Origin of the sequence: Sulfurimonas crateris (assembly GCF_005217605.1) — a bacterium.
In the GTDB taxonomy this organism is placed as follows: domain Bacteria; phylum Campylobacterota; class Campylobacteria; order Campylobacterales; family Sulfurimonadaceae; genus Sulfurimonas; species Sulfurimonas crateris.
The window spans coordinates 1-15,868 of record NZ_SZPX01000004.1; the positions used below are offsets into that span (position 1 = coordinate 1).

The 15,868-nt window shown below is 40.1% G+C and carries 19 protein-coding genes; 16 read left to right on the forward strand and 3 right to left on the reverse strand.

All coding sequences use genetic code 11. The features are described from left to right. Positions 1–196 (reverse strand): IS110 family transposase (locus tag FCU45_RS05400; protein WP_137013084.1); only part of this gene is annotated, 196 nt, incomplete at its 3' end. A 252-nt stretch (positions 197–448) separates the two neighbouring features. Here FCU45_RS05400 and FCU45_RS05405 point away from each other — a divergent pair. The 5 genes from FCU45_RS05405 (at position 449) to cysS (ending at position 3,624) form a co-directional block, all read left to right on the forward strand. After that, positions 449–880, forward strand: a complete 432-nt coding sequence (locus tag FCU45_RS05405) for a hypothetical protein (RefSeq protein ID WP_137013086.1) — start codon at positions 449–451, stop codon at positions 878–880. 40 nt (positions 881–920) lie between these two features. Then, entirely contained in the window at positions 921–1,493 is a 573-nt protein-coding gene (locus tag FCU45_RS05410) for a hypothetical protein (protein ID WP_137013088.1), read from the forward strand. A 172-nt stretch (positions 1,494–1,665) separates the two neighbouring features. Beyond that, a complete protein-coding gene (locus FCU45_RS05415; RefSeq protein ID WP_137013090.1) occupies positions 1,666–1,908 on the forward strand; it encodes a hypothetical protein in 243 nt (80 codons plus the stop codon). Between the two features lie 2 nt (positions 1,909–1,910). Beyond that, positions 1,911–2,210: a type II toxin-antitoxin system RelE/ParE family toxin gene (locus FCU45_RS05420; protein WP_170175832.1), complete on the forward strand. Its 300-nt coding sequence runs from the start codon at positions 1,911–1,913 to the stop codon at positions 2,208–2,210. Positions 2,211–2,223: 13 nt separating this feature from the next. Continuing rightward, positions 2,224–3,624: a cysteine--tRNA ligase gene (gene cysS / locus FCU45_RS05425; protein WP_137013094.1), complete on the forward strand. Its 1,401-nt coding sequence runs from the start codon at positions 2,224–2,226 to the stop codon at positions 3,622–3,624. Positions 3,625–3,632: 8 nt separating this feature from the next. Here the strand turns inward: cysS and FCU45_RS05430 are convergent, their stop codons facing one another. Continuing rightward, entirely contained in the window at positions 3,633–4,835 is a 1,203-nt protein-coding gene (locus FCU45_RS05430) for an NAD(P)/FAD-dependent oxidoreductase (RefSeq protein WP_137013096.1), read from the reverse strand. A 57-nt stretch (positions 4,836–4,892) separates the two neighbouring features. Between FCU45_RS05430 and FCU45_RS05435 the strand changes: the two genes are divergently transcribed. After that, the gene (locus FCU45_RS05435; RefSeq protein ID WP_137013098.1) at positions 4,893–5,822 is read left to right on the forward strand and encodes a class I SAM-dependent methyltransferase; all 930 of its coding nucleotides are present in this window, start codon (positions 4,893–4,895) and stop codon (positions 5,820–5,822) included. On the opposite strand, the gene FCU45_RS05440 is transcribed toward FCU45_RS05435, so the two are convergent. After that, positions 5,788–6,345, reverse strand: coding sequence for a DJ-1 family glyoxalase III (locus FCU45_RS05440; protein ID WP_137013100.1), 558 nt, complete (start codon positions 6,343–6,345; stop codon positions 5,788–5,790). The genes FCU45_RS05435 and FCU45_RS05440 overlap by 35 nt on opposite strands. Positions 6,346–6,424: 79 nt before the next feature. Between FCU45_RS05440 and FCU45_RS05445 the strand changes: the two genes are divergently transcribed. The 10 genes from FCU45_RS05445 (at position 6,425) to FCU45_RS05490 (ending at position 15,858) form a co-directional block, all read left to right on the forward strand. Next, positions 6,425–7,291, forward strand: coding sequence for a decaprenyl-phosphate phosphoribosyltransferase (locus tag FCU45_RS05445; RefSeq protein WP_246032252.1), 867 nt, complete (start codon positions 6,425–6,427; stop codon positions 7,289–7,291). Further along, positions 7,288–7,677 carry a GtrA family protein gene (locus FCU45_RS05450; protein ID WP_137013103.1) on the forward strand — a complete coding sequence of 130 codons (390 nt, stop codon included), beginning with the start codon at positions 7,288–7,290 and terminating at the stop codon, positions 7,675–7,677. The genes FCU45_RS05445 and FCU45_RS05450 overlap by 4 nt, the downstream gene beginning before the upstream one ends. Before the next feature lie 2 nt (positions 7,678–7,679). Continuing rightward, on the forward strand, positions 7,680–8,972 hold the full coding sequence (locus FCU45_RS05455) for an FAD-binding oxidoreductase (RefSeq protein WP_246032253.1): 1,293 nt from the start codon (positions 7,680–7,682) through the stop codon (positions 8,970–8,972). Continuing rightward, positions 8,969–9,700, forward strand: a complete 732-nt coding sequence (locus FCU45_RS05460) for an SDR family oxidoreductase (protein WP_137013105.1) — start codon at positions 8,969–8,971, stop codon at positions 9,698–9,700. Before FCU45_RS05455 ends, FCU45_RS05460 begins: the two co-directional genes overlap by 4 nt. Then, the gene (locus FCU45_RS05465) at positions 9,697–11,172 is read left to right on the forward strand and encodes a glycosyltransferase family 39 protein (protein WP_137013107.1); all 1,476 of its coding nucleotides are present in this window, start codon (positions 9,697–9,699) and stop codon (positions 11,170–11,172) included. The genes FCU45_RS05460 and FCU45_RS05465 overlap by 4 nt, the downstream gene beginning before the upstream one ends. Continuing rightward, a complete protein-coding gene (locus FCU45_RS05470) occupies positions 11,169–11,747 on the forward strand; it encodes an HAD family hydrolase (RefSeq protein WP_137013109.1) in 579 nt (192 codons plus the stop codon). Before FCU45_RS05465 ends, FCU45_RS05470 begins: the two co-directional genes overlap by 4 nt. 89 nt (positions 11,748–11,836) lie before the next feature. Then, on the forward strand, positions 11,837–12,895 hold the full coding sequence (locus tag FCU45_RS05475) for a quinone-dependent dihydroorotate dehydrogenase (protein WP_137013111.1): 1,059 nt from the start codon (positions 11,837–11,839) through the stop codon (positions 12,893–12,895). Positions 12,896–12,938: 43 nt separating this feature from the next. Beyond that, entirely contained in the window at positions 12,939–14,195 is a 1,257-nt protein-coding gene (locus tag FCU45_RS05480; protein WP_137013113.1) for a M16 family metallopeptidase, read from the forward strand. Continuing rightward, entirely contained in the window at positions 14,196–15,089 is an 894-nt protein-coding gene (dapA, locus tag FCU45_RS05485) for a 4-hydroxy-tetrahydrodipicolinate synthase (protein WP_137013115.1), read from the forward strand. Position 15,090: 1 nt separating this feature from the next. Next, complete coding sequence (locus FCU45_RS05490) at positions 15,091–15,858, forward strand: enoyl-ACP reductase (protein ID WP_137013117.1); 768 nt, start codon at positions 15,091–15,093, stop codon at positions 15,856–15,858. Positions 15,859–15,868 lie beyond the last annotated feature (10 nt).

The window sequence follows — 15,868 nt, forward strand, 5'->3', positions numbered from 1 at the left end:
TAAATGCACCCGTAGATTCTACTCCTATGATAAAATCATCACTATCTAAAGATAACTCAGCTAATCGTTTGAGTAGTTCTCTAAGACCTAAAATATCTGAATATATCCAAAACGGTTTAACAGCAAATTCATTAGTATCATCTAAGATACAAACATAATGTTTCTCTTTCGCAACATCAATTCCAACATAATACATTTTACACCTCTTGTAGTTAGTTTGTAGATCTCATAGCTTCGTGTTATAAAAGGTAAAGAGTGTCAATCTCCCCTTAGCATCCTATAGATGATTTTATAAAGCTAACACAAGACGTTTTATGTGCTAGTACTTAAGTCCAAAAAGGAAAAAAACCTGTTTATTATTAGCTTTTGTGAAAACTATGAGTCTTTAAGAACACACAACCATATTTTAACTATTTGGTTGATAAATATATTATATGAAGGAGTCAAAGTGAAAAAAGAAAAACCTGCTGCAAGTGTTGTTACACATCATATATTAAATACAACAATTATATTTCCATTCTTTGGATTACTGGCAGGATACCTTATACTCAAGTTTTTAGGGAATTCCCTTGATGTTACAACATTGAGAATTTTAAAAGATTTGGTAAGCGTTGGTTTTGTTTTTCTTGGTGTGAAGTATTCACTTTCGTACATCAACAAAAAATACTCCGTTGCTAATCCAGAAAAAAGCTCAAAAATTTCGATTATTATTTTTGGTGTGTTAGCTACATGTATGTGGATACTCAGCATCCTCAATGGTTTTAATATCATCGGTATTGTTTACAACACAGTATTTTTCGGAATTGTCTTTGCAATTTTCTTTGCAATGACAAAAAAATACTTTTCAAGCTTACAAGCTCCACAGATACCAGAAGCCTAACAAGGCTTGGTGAGTTTAACCATTAAATACAAGGAGAAACATGTTATTAATATTTGAATTAGCTTTATTTGTTGGAGCTATTGTAAGAGGTTGGGTTATAGGTGCAATTGTTGCTCTAGTATTATTGTTTGTAGCGCAAATTTTAATGGTAGAATTAAATATGGAAAGTAAGGGCTTAAGTACAGTTATTGAAATAATATTTATAATAAGTCTTATTTTGATGATTGTTTTTCCAAAGAAAACTAAAAATCATACTTGTAAAAAGTGTAATAGTATTGTAAGTGAAGATGATTTCAAATGTAAAACTTGTGGAAATATTTTAAAAGACATAACTCAAAAAGAGAATATAACTCCAGACAAGTATTTGTTGACAGCAATTTTAGTAAATCAAGAAGATTTTATAAAAATAAAAAATAAAATTATTGAACAATTTAAACCACTAGGGTATAACATTGAATCCATCAACAAAGAAGACACTATTATGTTGAACAGTGAGACAATTGATAAGTCATATGTTTTTGCTAAGATTAAAGGAAATGAATTATCTATCGAGTCCTTTAGAGCCGAAAAACCAAATATTAAAATTGATGAAAAAGGTTCTATTGTTGAATAAGTATTTTTCACTCGTTCCCAACTTGTAGTTGGGAATGCATACTGAAATAACAACACAAAGCGATATGTGAATTCCCAAGTAAAACTTGGGAACTAGAAAAGCATACAATAGAAAGTTTATTTAACATTTTTTTGCTAAAATTGGCGTTATATTAAAAATTTGGGAGATATTTATGATACAGCTATCAATAGAAGAGCCAAAGATTGAAAAGTTTTTTAATAGCTCAAAAGATGAAATAATGAAAGCATTGAAGTTTATTGTTGACAATGACATACATGATTTCTCTCAAATAAACAATACTTCCGAGCTTAGTGAAGAACAAAAAAAAGAGCTTGGTTCTAGAATAAACTCTTTTCATAAAGATTGCTCTATTGGTCGAAATTGGAATGACATAAAAAGTGATTTAGAAAGATAGTTTTGACTTTAAAACTACATCCTCTTGCGGAAAATGAGTTAGTAATTGCACTCAACTATTACTTTGAAATAAGCCCAAAACTAGAAAAAAAATTTTTATCTCATATTGACAAACAATTCAACGATATCCTAAGTTCTCCAAATTTATATCAATATGAGACTGAAACATCTCAAAAAGTTGTAATGAAGAAGTTTCCATACATCATAATATATGAAAAATATGAAGATATTATAATGATATTGGCTATCTTTCATACAAAACAAAATCCAAAAAAACTAATGCAAAGAAATAACAATACCTAGAGGAAACAGTTTAATGACAATTTACGATTCAGTGCAAAAAACAAAGAGGGAGTTTATCCCTCAAGAGAGCGACAAAGTGAGCCTTTATGTGTGCGGTCCTACTGTTTATGACGATGCCCACTTGGGACATGCAAAAAGCGCTCTTGTTTTTGACCTTTTAACTAGAGTTTTAAAGGCTGAGGGCTACGATGTTACCTATGCAAGAAACATAACGGATATCGACGATAAGATCATCAACAAAGCGAGCCAAAACGGCAAAGAGATAAAAGAGATAACAGATTTTTATACCGAAGCCTACCACAAAGAGATGGAGAAGCTTGGCGTAAAACGGCCAGATCTTGAGCCAAAAGCAACCGAATCGCTTGAAGCGATGTTTGAGCTGATACAAAAGCTTATCGATAGCAACCATGCCTACAAAACAGAAGACGGCGATGTCTATTTTGACACCTCAAGCGACAGTGAGTACCTCAAGCTCTCTTGCAGAATTCAAGATGAAGATGACAAAAAACAGCGTGTTGAGAGCTCCTCACAGAAAAAGAACAGTGCAGATTTTGCTCTATGGAAAAGCGTAAAAGACGACAGTGTAACATTTGATTCCCCTTTTGGCAGAGGTCGTCCGGGATGGCACTTGGAGTGTTCTGCCATGATAGAGAAGCATTTGGCGCATAAAGGCAGAAAGTTTGCCGTAGATATTCACGGCGGCGGGGCTGACCTGCTCTTTCCTCACCATGAAAACGAAGCGGCGCAGACAAGATGTGCGACAGACCACGCACTCGCAAACTACTGGATGCACAACGGTTTTGTAAATATAGACGGCGAGAAGATGTCTAAAAGCTTGGGAAACAGCTTTTTTTTGAAAGATGCTCTAAAAGTTTACGACGGAGAGGTTCTGCGTTTTTATCTTCTAAGTACGCACTACAGAAGCAACTTCAACTTCAACGAAGATGATCTGCTCGCTTCCAAGAAGAGACTAGACAAGATTTACAGACTCAAAAAACGCCTATTTGGGCTCACGCACAACAACGAGAAGACTGAGTTTCAGGAAAATCTTTTAAAAGCCCTAAACGATGACCTCAACATATCCGCTGCTTTGGCTCTCATAGATGAGATGCTATCTCACGCCAACGAGACGCTTGATGCGGCGGGAAAACACAAAGAGCTTAAGCGTGATACATTATCAAACCTTGCATACATAGAAGAGGTTTTGGGGTTTGGCGTAAAAAACCCTTACGAGTATTTTCAGTGGGGAGTCAACGAAGAGACAAAGGCAAAGATAGAGACGCTCATAAAGCAGAGAGATGAAGCAAAAAAAGCTAAAGATTTTGCAACCTCAGACAATATCCGCGATGAGATACTCTCCTTTGGCGTAAGTCTTATGGACACGCCTCAAGGTACGTTTTGGGAGAGGGTATAACTCTTTAGTTATATATCCCTTTTTATTCTGTTCTTATAGCCTGCGTTGATGCGCAAACGTAGTCCGAGATAGTAGGCTTTGGTTATAGCTTTTTTTAGAAGATACGCACTGTATCCGCTAACTTTTATAAAACCAAAAATCTCGCCTGCAGAGTACTTTCCGCCAAGAGCGATAAATACGCCAAGAACGCTGGAGTTAAACGGTTTTATATCTTGTTTGTCCATCTTTTTTCTGATGGCATCCGCCACATACTCTGCACTTCTCTCCGCAGTCTGCGCGGTCGGAGGGAGCACTTCTTTTGCAGCGTTTTTTATCTCTACACAGTCGCCGATTGCAAAGACGTTCTCTCTGTTGCCAATGTTAAGCCTGCTGTTTGGAATGAACTGGGATATCTTGTTTTTCTCTACATCCAAAGAGTCGTTTAGTTCGGCTGCTTTTATGCCTCCCGTAAAGACCATAAAGTGGTATTTGAGCTTTTTTGAATCTCTAAAGTAGATATATGAATCATCCATGCTATCTATAAACGTCTCTCTTAGCGTCTTTACTCCCAATGAATCGAGCCTTTTTTGCGTGCTCTTGATTAGAAACTCGCTCACTCCAGGCAAAATGGTCTTGCTTGCGTCTATGAGATATATCTTTATACTCTCTACTCTGGCACCTATCGTCTTTTTATACACTTCTATGACATGAGCCATCTCCGCGGCAACCTCTACACCGCTAAGACCTGCTCCGCCGATGACCAGATTAATATCTTCGCCGTTTTTTTCGTTTAAGAGCTTTTTATAGATAAGGTTTTCAAACTCGATTCTGAAGTTATAAGCTCTTTGGAGCTTTTTCACACCGTAGCTATGTTCTCTTAGCCCCTTTATAAAAGAGAAAAAGTTTGTTTGCGCTCCCGTTGCGATTATTAAGTAGTCGTAAGGTATTGAACCCCCGAGTCTCTTTACCTGCTGTTCATCAAACTCTATCGAAGTTACCCTATCGTTTATATACTCTACCTTTTTTTCAAACCCACTGCACCACTCTTTGAGATCCACGGCGACATCGTGCATATCAAATCTGCCCGCTATATAGCCGTATGCTTCGGTCTGTAGATAGTGGTATGGATTTTTATCTATAAGCGTTATATCTATGTCACTGCTTTTAGAGAGATGCTCCACTGCCCGCAGTCCGCCGTAACCGCCTCCGATAACCACTACTTTTTTATTCAAATTTTGCCTTTTGCTCTTTAAAGTGGTTAAAATTATACAAAAATTATTAGGCAAAAAATGAGAGTTGAACAACTAGAAGAACTTTTAGAAGAGAACACAAAAGATGCAACCGAAGAATTTAAGAGACTTTTTCACGGGCGCGGCGGTCTTTATGAGGAGTACAAGCACCTCACCATAGACTCCATTGACACCATACTCAGCGTAGGATTCTACTTTGAAGAGGAGTCTGAGAGTGAGCTTATAGAGATGCTAAAGCGGTTTGTATCTTCAAGCAGATATAAGACTCTTGTAATCCAGAGACGCTATATAAAAGGCTATCCAAGTGAGGTCATTGTAGGAGAGTTAGAGCAAGACACTTTTGCAATAGAGAACGGTATGAAGCTAAAATTAAACCTGCTCTCCAACCAAAACAGCTTCTACTTCCCAGATATGAAAAACGGCAGAGCGTTCGTGAGAGAGAATGCAAAAGATAAAAACGTGCTAAATCTCTTTAGTTACACCTGCGCTTTTAGTGTTGCGGCAAAACTGGGCGGCGCGCTAAGTGTCTCAAACATAGATATGAGCAAAGGCGCGCTCTCGGTGGGACGCTCAAACCACCATCTAAACGGCATCGACACAAAAGGGGTCAGTTTTTTACCCTACAATATTTTAAAGTCCTTCTCACGCATCAAAAAAAGAGGACCGTATGATCTAATCATCATAGACCCGCCAACCTTTCAAAAAGGGAGTTTTGAGGCTACAAAAGATTACCAAAAGATCATCAAAAAGCTGCCTGAGATAGCAGCGGACGAGTGCACGCTTCTTGCATGTCTGAACTCACCTGAACTTGATTGTGATTTTTTGACAGAGCTCATCAAAGAGCTCACCCCCGACTTTGAGTTTGTAGGGCGGCTTGAAAACCCAAAAGAGTTTGTAAGCCTAGATGAGCAAAGAAGCCTTAAAAATCTGGTGTTTAGTCGCAGTAAGAAGCAAGAAGAGCAGATTTAACCTCGCTGTACTTCTGCTCGCCTTTTAACTTTTTGACTATCTGCAGAGCAAAACAGATGGCAGTTGCGGGTCCTCTTGAAGTCATCACGTTGCCATCTGTAACCACCATGTCACTATCGCTAAAACCGTCCTCTCTTATCTGCTCTTCCGTAGTCGGATAACAAGTATAGTTATGCTTTAGAACTCCTGCCGTATGCAGAGCCAGAGGTGCCGCACAGATAGCTCCGATATTTTTGCCCTCCGCGTCCATCTCTTTTAATATCCTCTGCACATTAGCATCATCGCGTAAGGCAACAGTTCCGCCCCAACCGCCCGGCAGTACTATCATATCCAGCGAAGATACATCGACATCGTTTATGCTCATCTCTGCCATAACAGTGATATTGTGCGCTCCCTTGACCTCTCTTTTGGCGTTCAAAGATGCGATAAGCACCTCGATATCTCCTCTTCTTAGTACATCTATGATATTTATAGCTTCTATCTCTTCAAATCCCTCAGCCAAGGGCACTAAAACTCTGCTCATAATACTGTTCTCCTTTGCATGATTTCTATCTTATTCATATAAATGGTATACTATCATTTAAAAAATTAAGGTTATCTTTTTGACTGAAACACTTAAGCTCTTTCGCATACATCAATATATAAAAAACCTCTTTATATTTCTGCCCCTGCTCTTCTCGTTTTCATTCAGTGACAGCCAAGACAATCTAAACGTACTAGTCGCTTTTTTGCTCTTTAGCCTTTTGGCAAGCAGTATCTACATCTTCAACGACCTTTTGGATATTAACGAAGACAGAGCCCATCCTACAAAGAGAAACCGCCCACTTGCAAGCGGAAGCGTCTCCAAGAACAGCGCGATCTCTCTTATGCTGATCCTCTCAACGACTTCACTCGGCATCTCGCTGCTCTTTAACACAGAACTTTTTACTGTTTTGCTTATCTATTTTCTTTTAAATATCGCCTATACGCTAAAACTGAAACATATTGCCATTTTGGATATTTTCATCATCGCTACAGGCTTTGTTCTTCGCCTCTTTGCAGGCTCAAGTGTGACGGAGATCCCACTCTCTATGTGGATCATACTTATGACATTTCTTTTGGCGCTATTTTTGGCACTTGCAAAAAGAAGAGACGATGTCCTTCTCTCGCTTGAGGGGCAGGAGACGCGCAAAAACATAGACGGCTACAACCTTGAGTTCGTAAACGCTTCTATGGTCTTGATGGCGGGAGTCGTGATTGTCAGCTACCTAATGTATACCATCTCGCCCGAAGTTGAGAGCAGACTCGGCACCGAGCATCTCTATCTTACCTCGTTTTTCGTCATCTTGGGAATTTTGCGCTATATGCAGATAACATTTGTGGAAGAGGAGAGCGGAAGCCCTACAAAAGTGGTCATTAGAGACAAGTTCTTAAAACTTACCATCCTCTTTTGGCTCATTAGTTTTATAGCGATCGCAAAGCTTACATGATAGCACTTAGATATACGCTTTTTGCTGTTTTATCGACAGCCGTAAATATAGCCTTTCAGTATATAAGTTTTTTAATATACAGCGGGTTTTTGGCACTTTACGTAGCTATGTTCGTCGGAACGGTTGCGGGTTTGGTGCTTAAATATGTTCTTGATAAAAAATATATCTTTTTTCACACGCCTAAGAGCAAAAAGGATGACGGCAAAAAGTTTTTTCTCTACTCGCTTATGGGTATTTTTACTACATTTATCTTTTGGGGTTTTGAGATAGGGTTTGATCTCGCCTTTGAAGATGAGGGCGCAAAATATCTTGGTGCCGTTATTGGACTTAGTATAGGATATATAGTAAAATACTATCTCGATAAAAGATTTGTCTTTAAGGATTAGCCGTGGGTCTGCTCAGCTGGGGAATGTTTCCAAAAATCATCACTAAAAAATTCTCTCTAAGAGATAGAGCTGCTTTAAAGAGCTATATAGAAGAAACGGACGAGTTCATCCCTTACGGAAACGGCAGAAGCTACGGTGATGGCGCACTAAATGAAAACATCCTACATGTAAAACCCTATAACAACTTTTTGGCTTTTGATGAAGAAAACGGACTTCTTACATGTCAAGCGGGCGTTCTTTTGAGCGAGATTTTAGACTCGGTTGTAAAGCGCGGCTGGTTTTTAAAGGTAACTCCCGGAACAAAACTCATTACAGTTGGCGGAGCGATCGCAAGCGACGTTCACGGCAAAAACCACCATGTAGAGGGGTGTTTTAGCGAGTGTGTCGAAGAGTTTAGCATCATGCTGCCAAGCGGCGAGACAGAAATTTGTAAAAAAGGGGACGAGCTTTTTTATGCAACTTGCGGAGGGATGGGGCTTACGGGCGTTATTTTGAGTGCGACAATCAGCCTTAAAAAGATCAACTCCAAAAATATACGTCAGACAACCATCAAGACAAAAAACCTCCAAGAGACCTTTGAAGCCTTTGAAAAATATCAAGATATGCCCTACTCCGTCGCATGGATAGACTGCTTGGCAAAAGATGAGGAGCTTGGAAAGTGTCTGCTTATGGTAGGCGATTTTGCGGATGACGGCGACTTGGATTACAGAAGCAAAAAAAAGCTCTCCATCCCTTTTAACTTCCCCTCATTCGCACTCAACAACCTGAGCGTAAAGGCTTTTAACTGGCTCTACTACGCAAAAGCAAAAGATGGCACCTCAAAACAGAAAGTGGACATCGACACATTTTTTTATCCACTTGACGCTATTAGCAACTGGAACAGGATCTACGGCAAGGGCGGTTTTACGCAGTACCAGTTCATCCTTCCAAAAGAGCATAGTTACGAGGGGTTAAAAGAGATACTGACAAAAATCTCAGACTCAGGAAAAGGGTCATTTTTGGCGGTCTTGAAACTCTACGGCAAAGCAAATGAGAACTATCTCTCTTTTCCTCTTGAAGGCTATTCGCTCGCGCTTGACTTTAAGATAGAGGACGGGCTTTTTGAGCTTTTAGAGGCTCTTGATGAAGTGGTCGTTAAATATGGCGGCAGGATCTACCTTACAAAAGATGTCCGTGTAAGTCGTGAGACCTTTGAGAAAGGGTATGAGAAAATAGATAAATTTAGAGAGTTTAGAAGAGAAAACGGTATGGATAAAAAATTAAATTCACTGCAGTCAAAAAGGGTTCAAATATGAGTTACGTACTAATAATAGGCGCAAAAAGCGATATCGCCAAAGAGGTGGCACGCATCTATGCAAAAAACGGCTACAACATCTATCTTGCAGCCAGAGAGAGTGACTCTTTGGAGGATTTAAAACAAGATATTGAGACAAGAAGCGGAGTTGACGTAAAGCTAAAAGAGTTTGACATAACGGCTTACGAAACGCATGAGGATTTTTACGCTTCGCTTGAAGAGAAACCGCTAGGTGTAATCGTGGTCTCTGGTTATATGCCAGAGCAAAAGAGTGCGCAAAAGAGCTGGGATGAGACTCTAAGAGCCATAAATGTAAACTATACCGGTGCGGTCAGCATACTAAACATTGTCGCGAACGATTTTGAGAAAGAGAGACGCGGTTTTATCGTAGGTGTAAGCTCTGTTGCAGGAGACAGAGGCAGAAAAGCAAACTATATCTACGGAAGCTCAAAGGCTGCTTTTAGCGCCTACTTGAGCGGTCTTAGAAACAGGCTTTATGAGAGCGGTGTGGAGGTTCTTACCGTAAAACCGGGATTTGTCGCTACTAAAATGACCGAAAACCTAGATCTACCTGAGAACTTAACCGCAGAGCCGTGCAATGTCGCCGAAGATATTTTTAGTGCTCAGCAAAAGGGCAGAAATACTCTTTATACAAAACCGATCTGGTTTTTTATCATGCTTATCATCAAGCATATTCCAGAATTTATATTTAAAAAAATGAGCATATGATACAGAACTACAAAAAAGAGGTAACGCTTCTTGGGGCTATTTTTGCCCTTAAACTTCTTATTTTAACGCTACTTCCGCTAACGGGAGATGAAGCCTACTTCATAAAGTGGGCTGACAATCTAAGTATGGGTTACTATGACCATCCGCCAATGGTGGGCTGGGTAATATACCTTATGAGCCATATTGCAGACTCTCACATCTTTTTTAGGCTCTTTGCGGTTGTGACCACATTTGTGGCGGCTTTTGTCATCTATAAGATTGCCCTGCTTTATAACGTGGATGAGAAAAAAGCTCTCTTTACATCGTTTATTTTTCTGGCTTCTCCGGTAGACGTTCTGCTCTCACTGATGACCAACGATGTTGCCCTGCTCTTTTTTAGCTCACTCGGAACCCTGTTTCTGCTCTATTCGCTTGAGAAGAGAGAGTGGTTTGGCTATGCGCTTTTAGCAGGTGTGTTTCTTGGTTCTGCATTTTTAAGTAAATATTTTGCCATCTTTTTGCTCTTCTCTCTTCTTGTTTTTACTCTTCTCATCTACAAAACAAAAGCGATAAAGAGTGTTTTGGTTGTGAGTGTTATTGTATCCCTCTTTATCGCTCAAAATCTCTATTTTAACTACAACAGCTGCTGGAACAACATACTCTTTAACTTTTTTGCAAGAACACAAGACAGCAGCTATAACATAGGAAGTGTTCTTGGCTATTTTGGGCTGATTCTCTACATTTTAACTCCGTGGGGAGCCTACTATCTCTTTAAAACAGAGTTTGAAAAAATAACACTCTTTAAACTTCTGCTCTCAATTTTAGGCGTAGCTTTTTTTATCTTTTTAATAGTCTCGCTTAAAAACAAGATCGGACTTCACTGGTTTTTGATATTTATTCCATATATTTTTCTACTCTTTGCTTTTTTACAAAACGAAAAACAGCTCAAACTATTTAGATACAACGCTATTTTTACATTTGTTCATGCGGCTATTCTTATCACTATTTTACTGCTTCCGACCTCTATTTTAAAGGAGCACAAAAAGTACTCGGACATTGTTATGTATACTCAGCCAAAAGCACTCTGCGGTGAACTTGAGAAATTTGATGATGAGAGGATCTTTACCTACAGCTACTCAACTGCCTCACTTCTCTCCCACTACTGTCAAAGAGATATTACGGTTCTCTTTAACAACTCAAAGTACGGCCGCTTAGATGACAAGCTCTTTGACGTAAGAGATATAGCAGGCAAAGACATTACGCTCTTTAACAAAAGAGAGGTAAACTCCAAAGAGCTGCAAAATGTTTGTTCATCCTTTGAATTAGACTCATTTGAAGTGGACGGTGCGACTTTTTACAGTGCAAAATGCATCGGTTTTGATTACGGTGAGTATAAAAAACGCTATCTTGACTTTCAAAATGAGAATTTTTACAATATCCCGTCTTGGCTTCCCGTAGTAGCTTGCTATTTTAAAGAGAGGTATTATCAATGAATCTAGCACTTTTTGATTTTGACGGCACGCTCACTACAAAAGATTCGCTTGATGAGTTTTTAAAGCAGAGTGTCGGCATAAAAAAATATCTTCTCAATATGTTTCGCTTTCTCCCCTACTTTATACTCTGGCAGACAAAACTGATGAATAACGGTGTTGCAAAAGAGCATCTCTTTAGAATATTTTTCAAGGGGATGGATGAGGAGCTTTTTAAAAACAAAGCAAAAGAGTTCTCTCTCACAAAACTTGACTCAATAATCAATGAAGAGAGAATAAAAATATTAAGAGAACATCAGAAAAACGGTGACAGAGTTATCATCGTCTCAGCCTCGATGCAGTGCTGGCTTCAGCCTTGGTGTGACAAGGAAGGTGTCGAGCTTCTATGCACGCATTTAAAATTTGAAGATGGCAGTTTCAGCGGCAAGTTTTTAACCCCGAACTGCCACGGCATAGAAAAAGCAAATCGCATAAAAGCACACCTGAATATAGAGGAGTATGAAACAGTGCACGCATACGGAGACAGCTCAGGAGACAAAGAGATGCTCGCTCTTGCGCATAAAAGCACATTATATTAAATTTGTTTCAGCTCTATTGCCTTGTATATAAACTGCTCTTTACTTTTTTTTAGTATAATCACTCCATTTTAAAGGTAAAAGAGAACCTCATGATAGATTATCAAACCATTAAACCTTGGCTGTTTAAGCTCCAACCTGAGAGCGCTCACCATCTTGCAGAGTTTGCACTTAGATTGCCAAATATCTGCCAAATACCTTTCAATCCGTTTCTGGAGTCTCACTTTGTTACAAACGAGATTTTAAAACAGGAGCTCTTTGGGCGTACTTTTTTAAACCCGATCGGTCTTGGTGCGGGTTTTGATAAAAATGCGACCATGATCCGCGGTATGCAGATATTGGGATTTGGCTTTACAGAGATCGGAACCGTTACTCCTAAGCCTCAAGAGGGAAATCCAAAGCCTAGAATGTTTCGCCATATTGAGGAGCGCAGCATTCAAAATGCGATGGGCTTCAACAATGACGGACTGCTCAAAGTTCAGCGAAGACTAAAAGAGCGCTACCCTTTTACAACACCTATAGGGATAAACATAGGCAAAAACAAGGTCACACCTGAAGCCGAAGCTATCAACGACTACACGACTCTTATAAAAGCGCTTCATGAGCTGGGTGATTATATGGTTATCAACATCTCATCTCCAAACACTCCTGGGCTTCGTGATCTGCAAAACGAAGAATTTATAACGAGACTTTTTGAAGAAGCTAAGGCGATAACCACAAAGCCGATTTTGTTAAAAATTGCGCCCGACATGAGCAAAGAGGATGCGGTAGCACTCACAACACTTGCGGTAGAAAAAGGGGCTGATGGCATTATTGCGACAAATACTACCATTGACTACTCGCTTGTAAAAGAGCCAAAAGATATAGGCGGGCTTAGCGGTGCGGTTCTTTGTGAGAAGAGCTTTGAGATATTTGAAGCGGTTGCAAAAGAGCTTTACGGCAAAACGACACTTATCTCGGTCGGCGGCATCGACTCTGCTAAAGAAGCATACAGACGCATAAAAGCGGGAGCTTCTCTTGTTCAGATATATAGCGGTCTCATCTTCGGCGGACCCGATATGATAAAAGAGATAAACTTGGAGCTTACAGAGCTCATCCGTGCAGACGGCTACACAAACATAACCCAAGCGATAGGTGCGGATAGAAAATAGCATGAAATTTTTCTTAGCACTCGCACTCATCACAGGAGCATTAATGGCATCATCACTACCAAAATATGAAACAAAAACACTTAAAAACGGTCTGCAGATCGTTGTCATCCCCCTAAAAAACAACACAAACGTCATTAGCACCGACATTTTCTACAAAGTAGGAAGCAGAAACGAGGTCATGGGTAAAACAGGGATCGCCCATATGCTCGAACATATGAACTTCAAATCTACAAAAAACCTAGATGCGGGAGAGTTTGACAAAGAGGTAAAAAGCGTTGGAGGGGTAAACAACGCCTCTACAAGTTTTGACTATACTCACTACTACATCAAATCAAGCACGCTAAATCTTGATAAATCAATTGAACTCTACGCTGAACTTATGCAAAACCTAAATCTAAAAGATAAAGAGTTTCAGCCTGAGCGCGACGTAGTAGCCGAAGAGAGACGCTGGAGAACGGAGAACTCTCCGCTTGGGTATCTCTACTTTGCACTCTTTAACAATGCTTATGTTTACCACCCTTACCACTGGACGCCTATCGGGTTTATGAATGACATTCAGACTTGGACGCTCAAAGACATCAAGGATTTTCACAAAACGTACTATCAGCCAAACAATGCCATTTTGATGGTAACAGGCGACGTTGATCCAAAAGAGGTCTTTAAAAAGGCTAAAAAAAGATTTGGGCATATTAAAAACAAAGCTGAGATTCCTGAGTTTAAATTTGTAGAGCCTGAGCAAGACGGTCCAAAAAGAGTGCTTCTAAAAAGAGATAGTGAGGTGGAGATGATCGCCATAGCCTTTCACATACCCGACTTTAAGCATGAAGACCAAGTAACCTTAAGTGCGATATCCGAGATATTATACTCAGGTAAAAGCTCAAGACTATACAAAGAGCTGATGGACAAAAAGCATCTTGTAAACAGCGTTTACGCATACAATATGGAAAATATCGACCCGGGTCTATTTATATTTTTAGCGACCTGCAACCCCGGAGTAAAAGCCGAAGATGTTGAACGTGAGCTTATAAAACAGATTGAACTCATAAAGAACAAGCCTGTAACTCAAAAAGAGCTTGAGAAGGTAAAGATCAACTCCAAAGCGGACTTCATCTACTCTCTTGAGAGCTCCACTTCTGTAGCAAACCTATTTGGAAGCTACCTTGTGCGCGGAGACCTTACACCGCTTTTGACCTATGAGGAAAATATTGAAAAGATCAGTCAGGAAAAAGTACAAGAAGTCGCAAAAAAGTACTTCGATTTTGACAGATCAACAACGCTAATTTTAAAGAAAGGGAACTAAATGAATATAGTTACAGGTTCAACAACTGCACTCATCACTCCGTTTAAAAATGGAAAGCTCGATGAGCAAACATATGCAGACCTGATAAAAAGACAGATCAAAAACGGCATAAATGCGGTATGCCCTGTGGGAACGACAGGAGAGAGCGCTACTCTTACATACGAAGAGGATAAAAGATGCATGGAGATAGCTGTAGAAGTATGCCGCGGAACCGATACAAAAGTTCTTGCAGGTGCGGGTAGCAACTCTACAGCAGAGGCCATAGAAGCAGCAAAAACAGCTCAAAAATGCGGTGTTGACGCGATATTCTCAGTTGCTCCGTACTATGTAAAACCGTCTCAAGAAGGACTATACCAGCACTATAAAAGCATTGCCGAAGCTGTTCCTGAACTGCCGTTTATGCTCTATAACGTTCCTGGTCGCACGGTGGTAGATATAACTGCCGACACTGTTATAAGACTCTTTGACGACGTTAAAAATATCTACGGCATAAAAGAGGCTACCGGAAGTCTTGAGAGAAGCGTTGAACTGCTCTCACGCAGACCCGAGCTTAAAGTATTTAGCGGAGATGATGCTATAGACTACCCTATCCTTGCAAACGGCGGAGCGGGCATAACATCCGTTACGGCAAACCTGCTTCCTGATCTAAAGAGCGAGCTTGTACGCCTAGCTCTTAGCGGAGACTACAAAGGTTCAAAAGCTATAAATGACAAACTTTTCCCTATTAATAAAGCGCTATTTTTAGAGTCAAACCCGATCATGATAAAAGCGGCGATGTATATTGCAGGACTTATAAAGACACTGGAGTACAGACTTCCTCTTGTTGCACCGAGTGCACAAAATATGAAGATACTCGAAGAAGTTATGAAAAATTACGAAATAAAGGGACTGTAAAATGAAGGGGAAAACTCTATTTGTAAGCGGCGGAACTCGCGGAATAGGCAAAGCTATCGTATATGCTTTTGCCGCAAAAGGGTGTGATGTGGCATTTACATATGCGACAAAAGGGGATACCGCAAGCGAGATAATTGCAGACGTTGAGTCAAAATACGGCGTAAAAGCTCGTGCCTATTTACTTAATATTCTTGAACCGGATACCTATAAAGATGTCTACGCGGAATTTGACAAAGATTTTGATAGACTCGACTTTTTTATATCAAACGCTATTATCTCAGGCCGTGCGGTTGTAGGCGGATTTGGTCCGTTTATGAGACTAAAGCCAAAGGGCCTTAACAACATCTATATTGCAACAGTTGACGCTTTTGTCGTAGGCGCTCAAGAAGCGGCTAAGAGAATGGAGAAAACGGGCGGCGGAAGCATCATCAGCATGAGCTCAACAGGAAATCTGGTCTACACACCAAACTATGCCGGTCACGGTACGAACAAAGCCGCTGTAGAGGCGATGGTTCGTTATGCGGCAGCTGAACTTGGCGAGAAAAATATCAGAGTAAATGCAGTAAGCGGCGGACCTATTGACACAGATGCGCTTAAGGCTTTTCCTAACTATGAAGAGGTAAAGAGCGAGGTCGTTAAACGCTCTCCGTTATCTCGCATGGGAGAAGCTGAGGATCTAACGGGCGCTTGTCTTTTCCTGTGCGGCAATGAATCTTCATGGCTTACAGGGCAGACGATCGTTGTTGACGGTGGAACTACTTTTCAGTAACCTATACCCT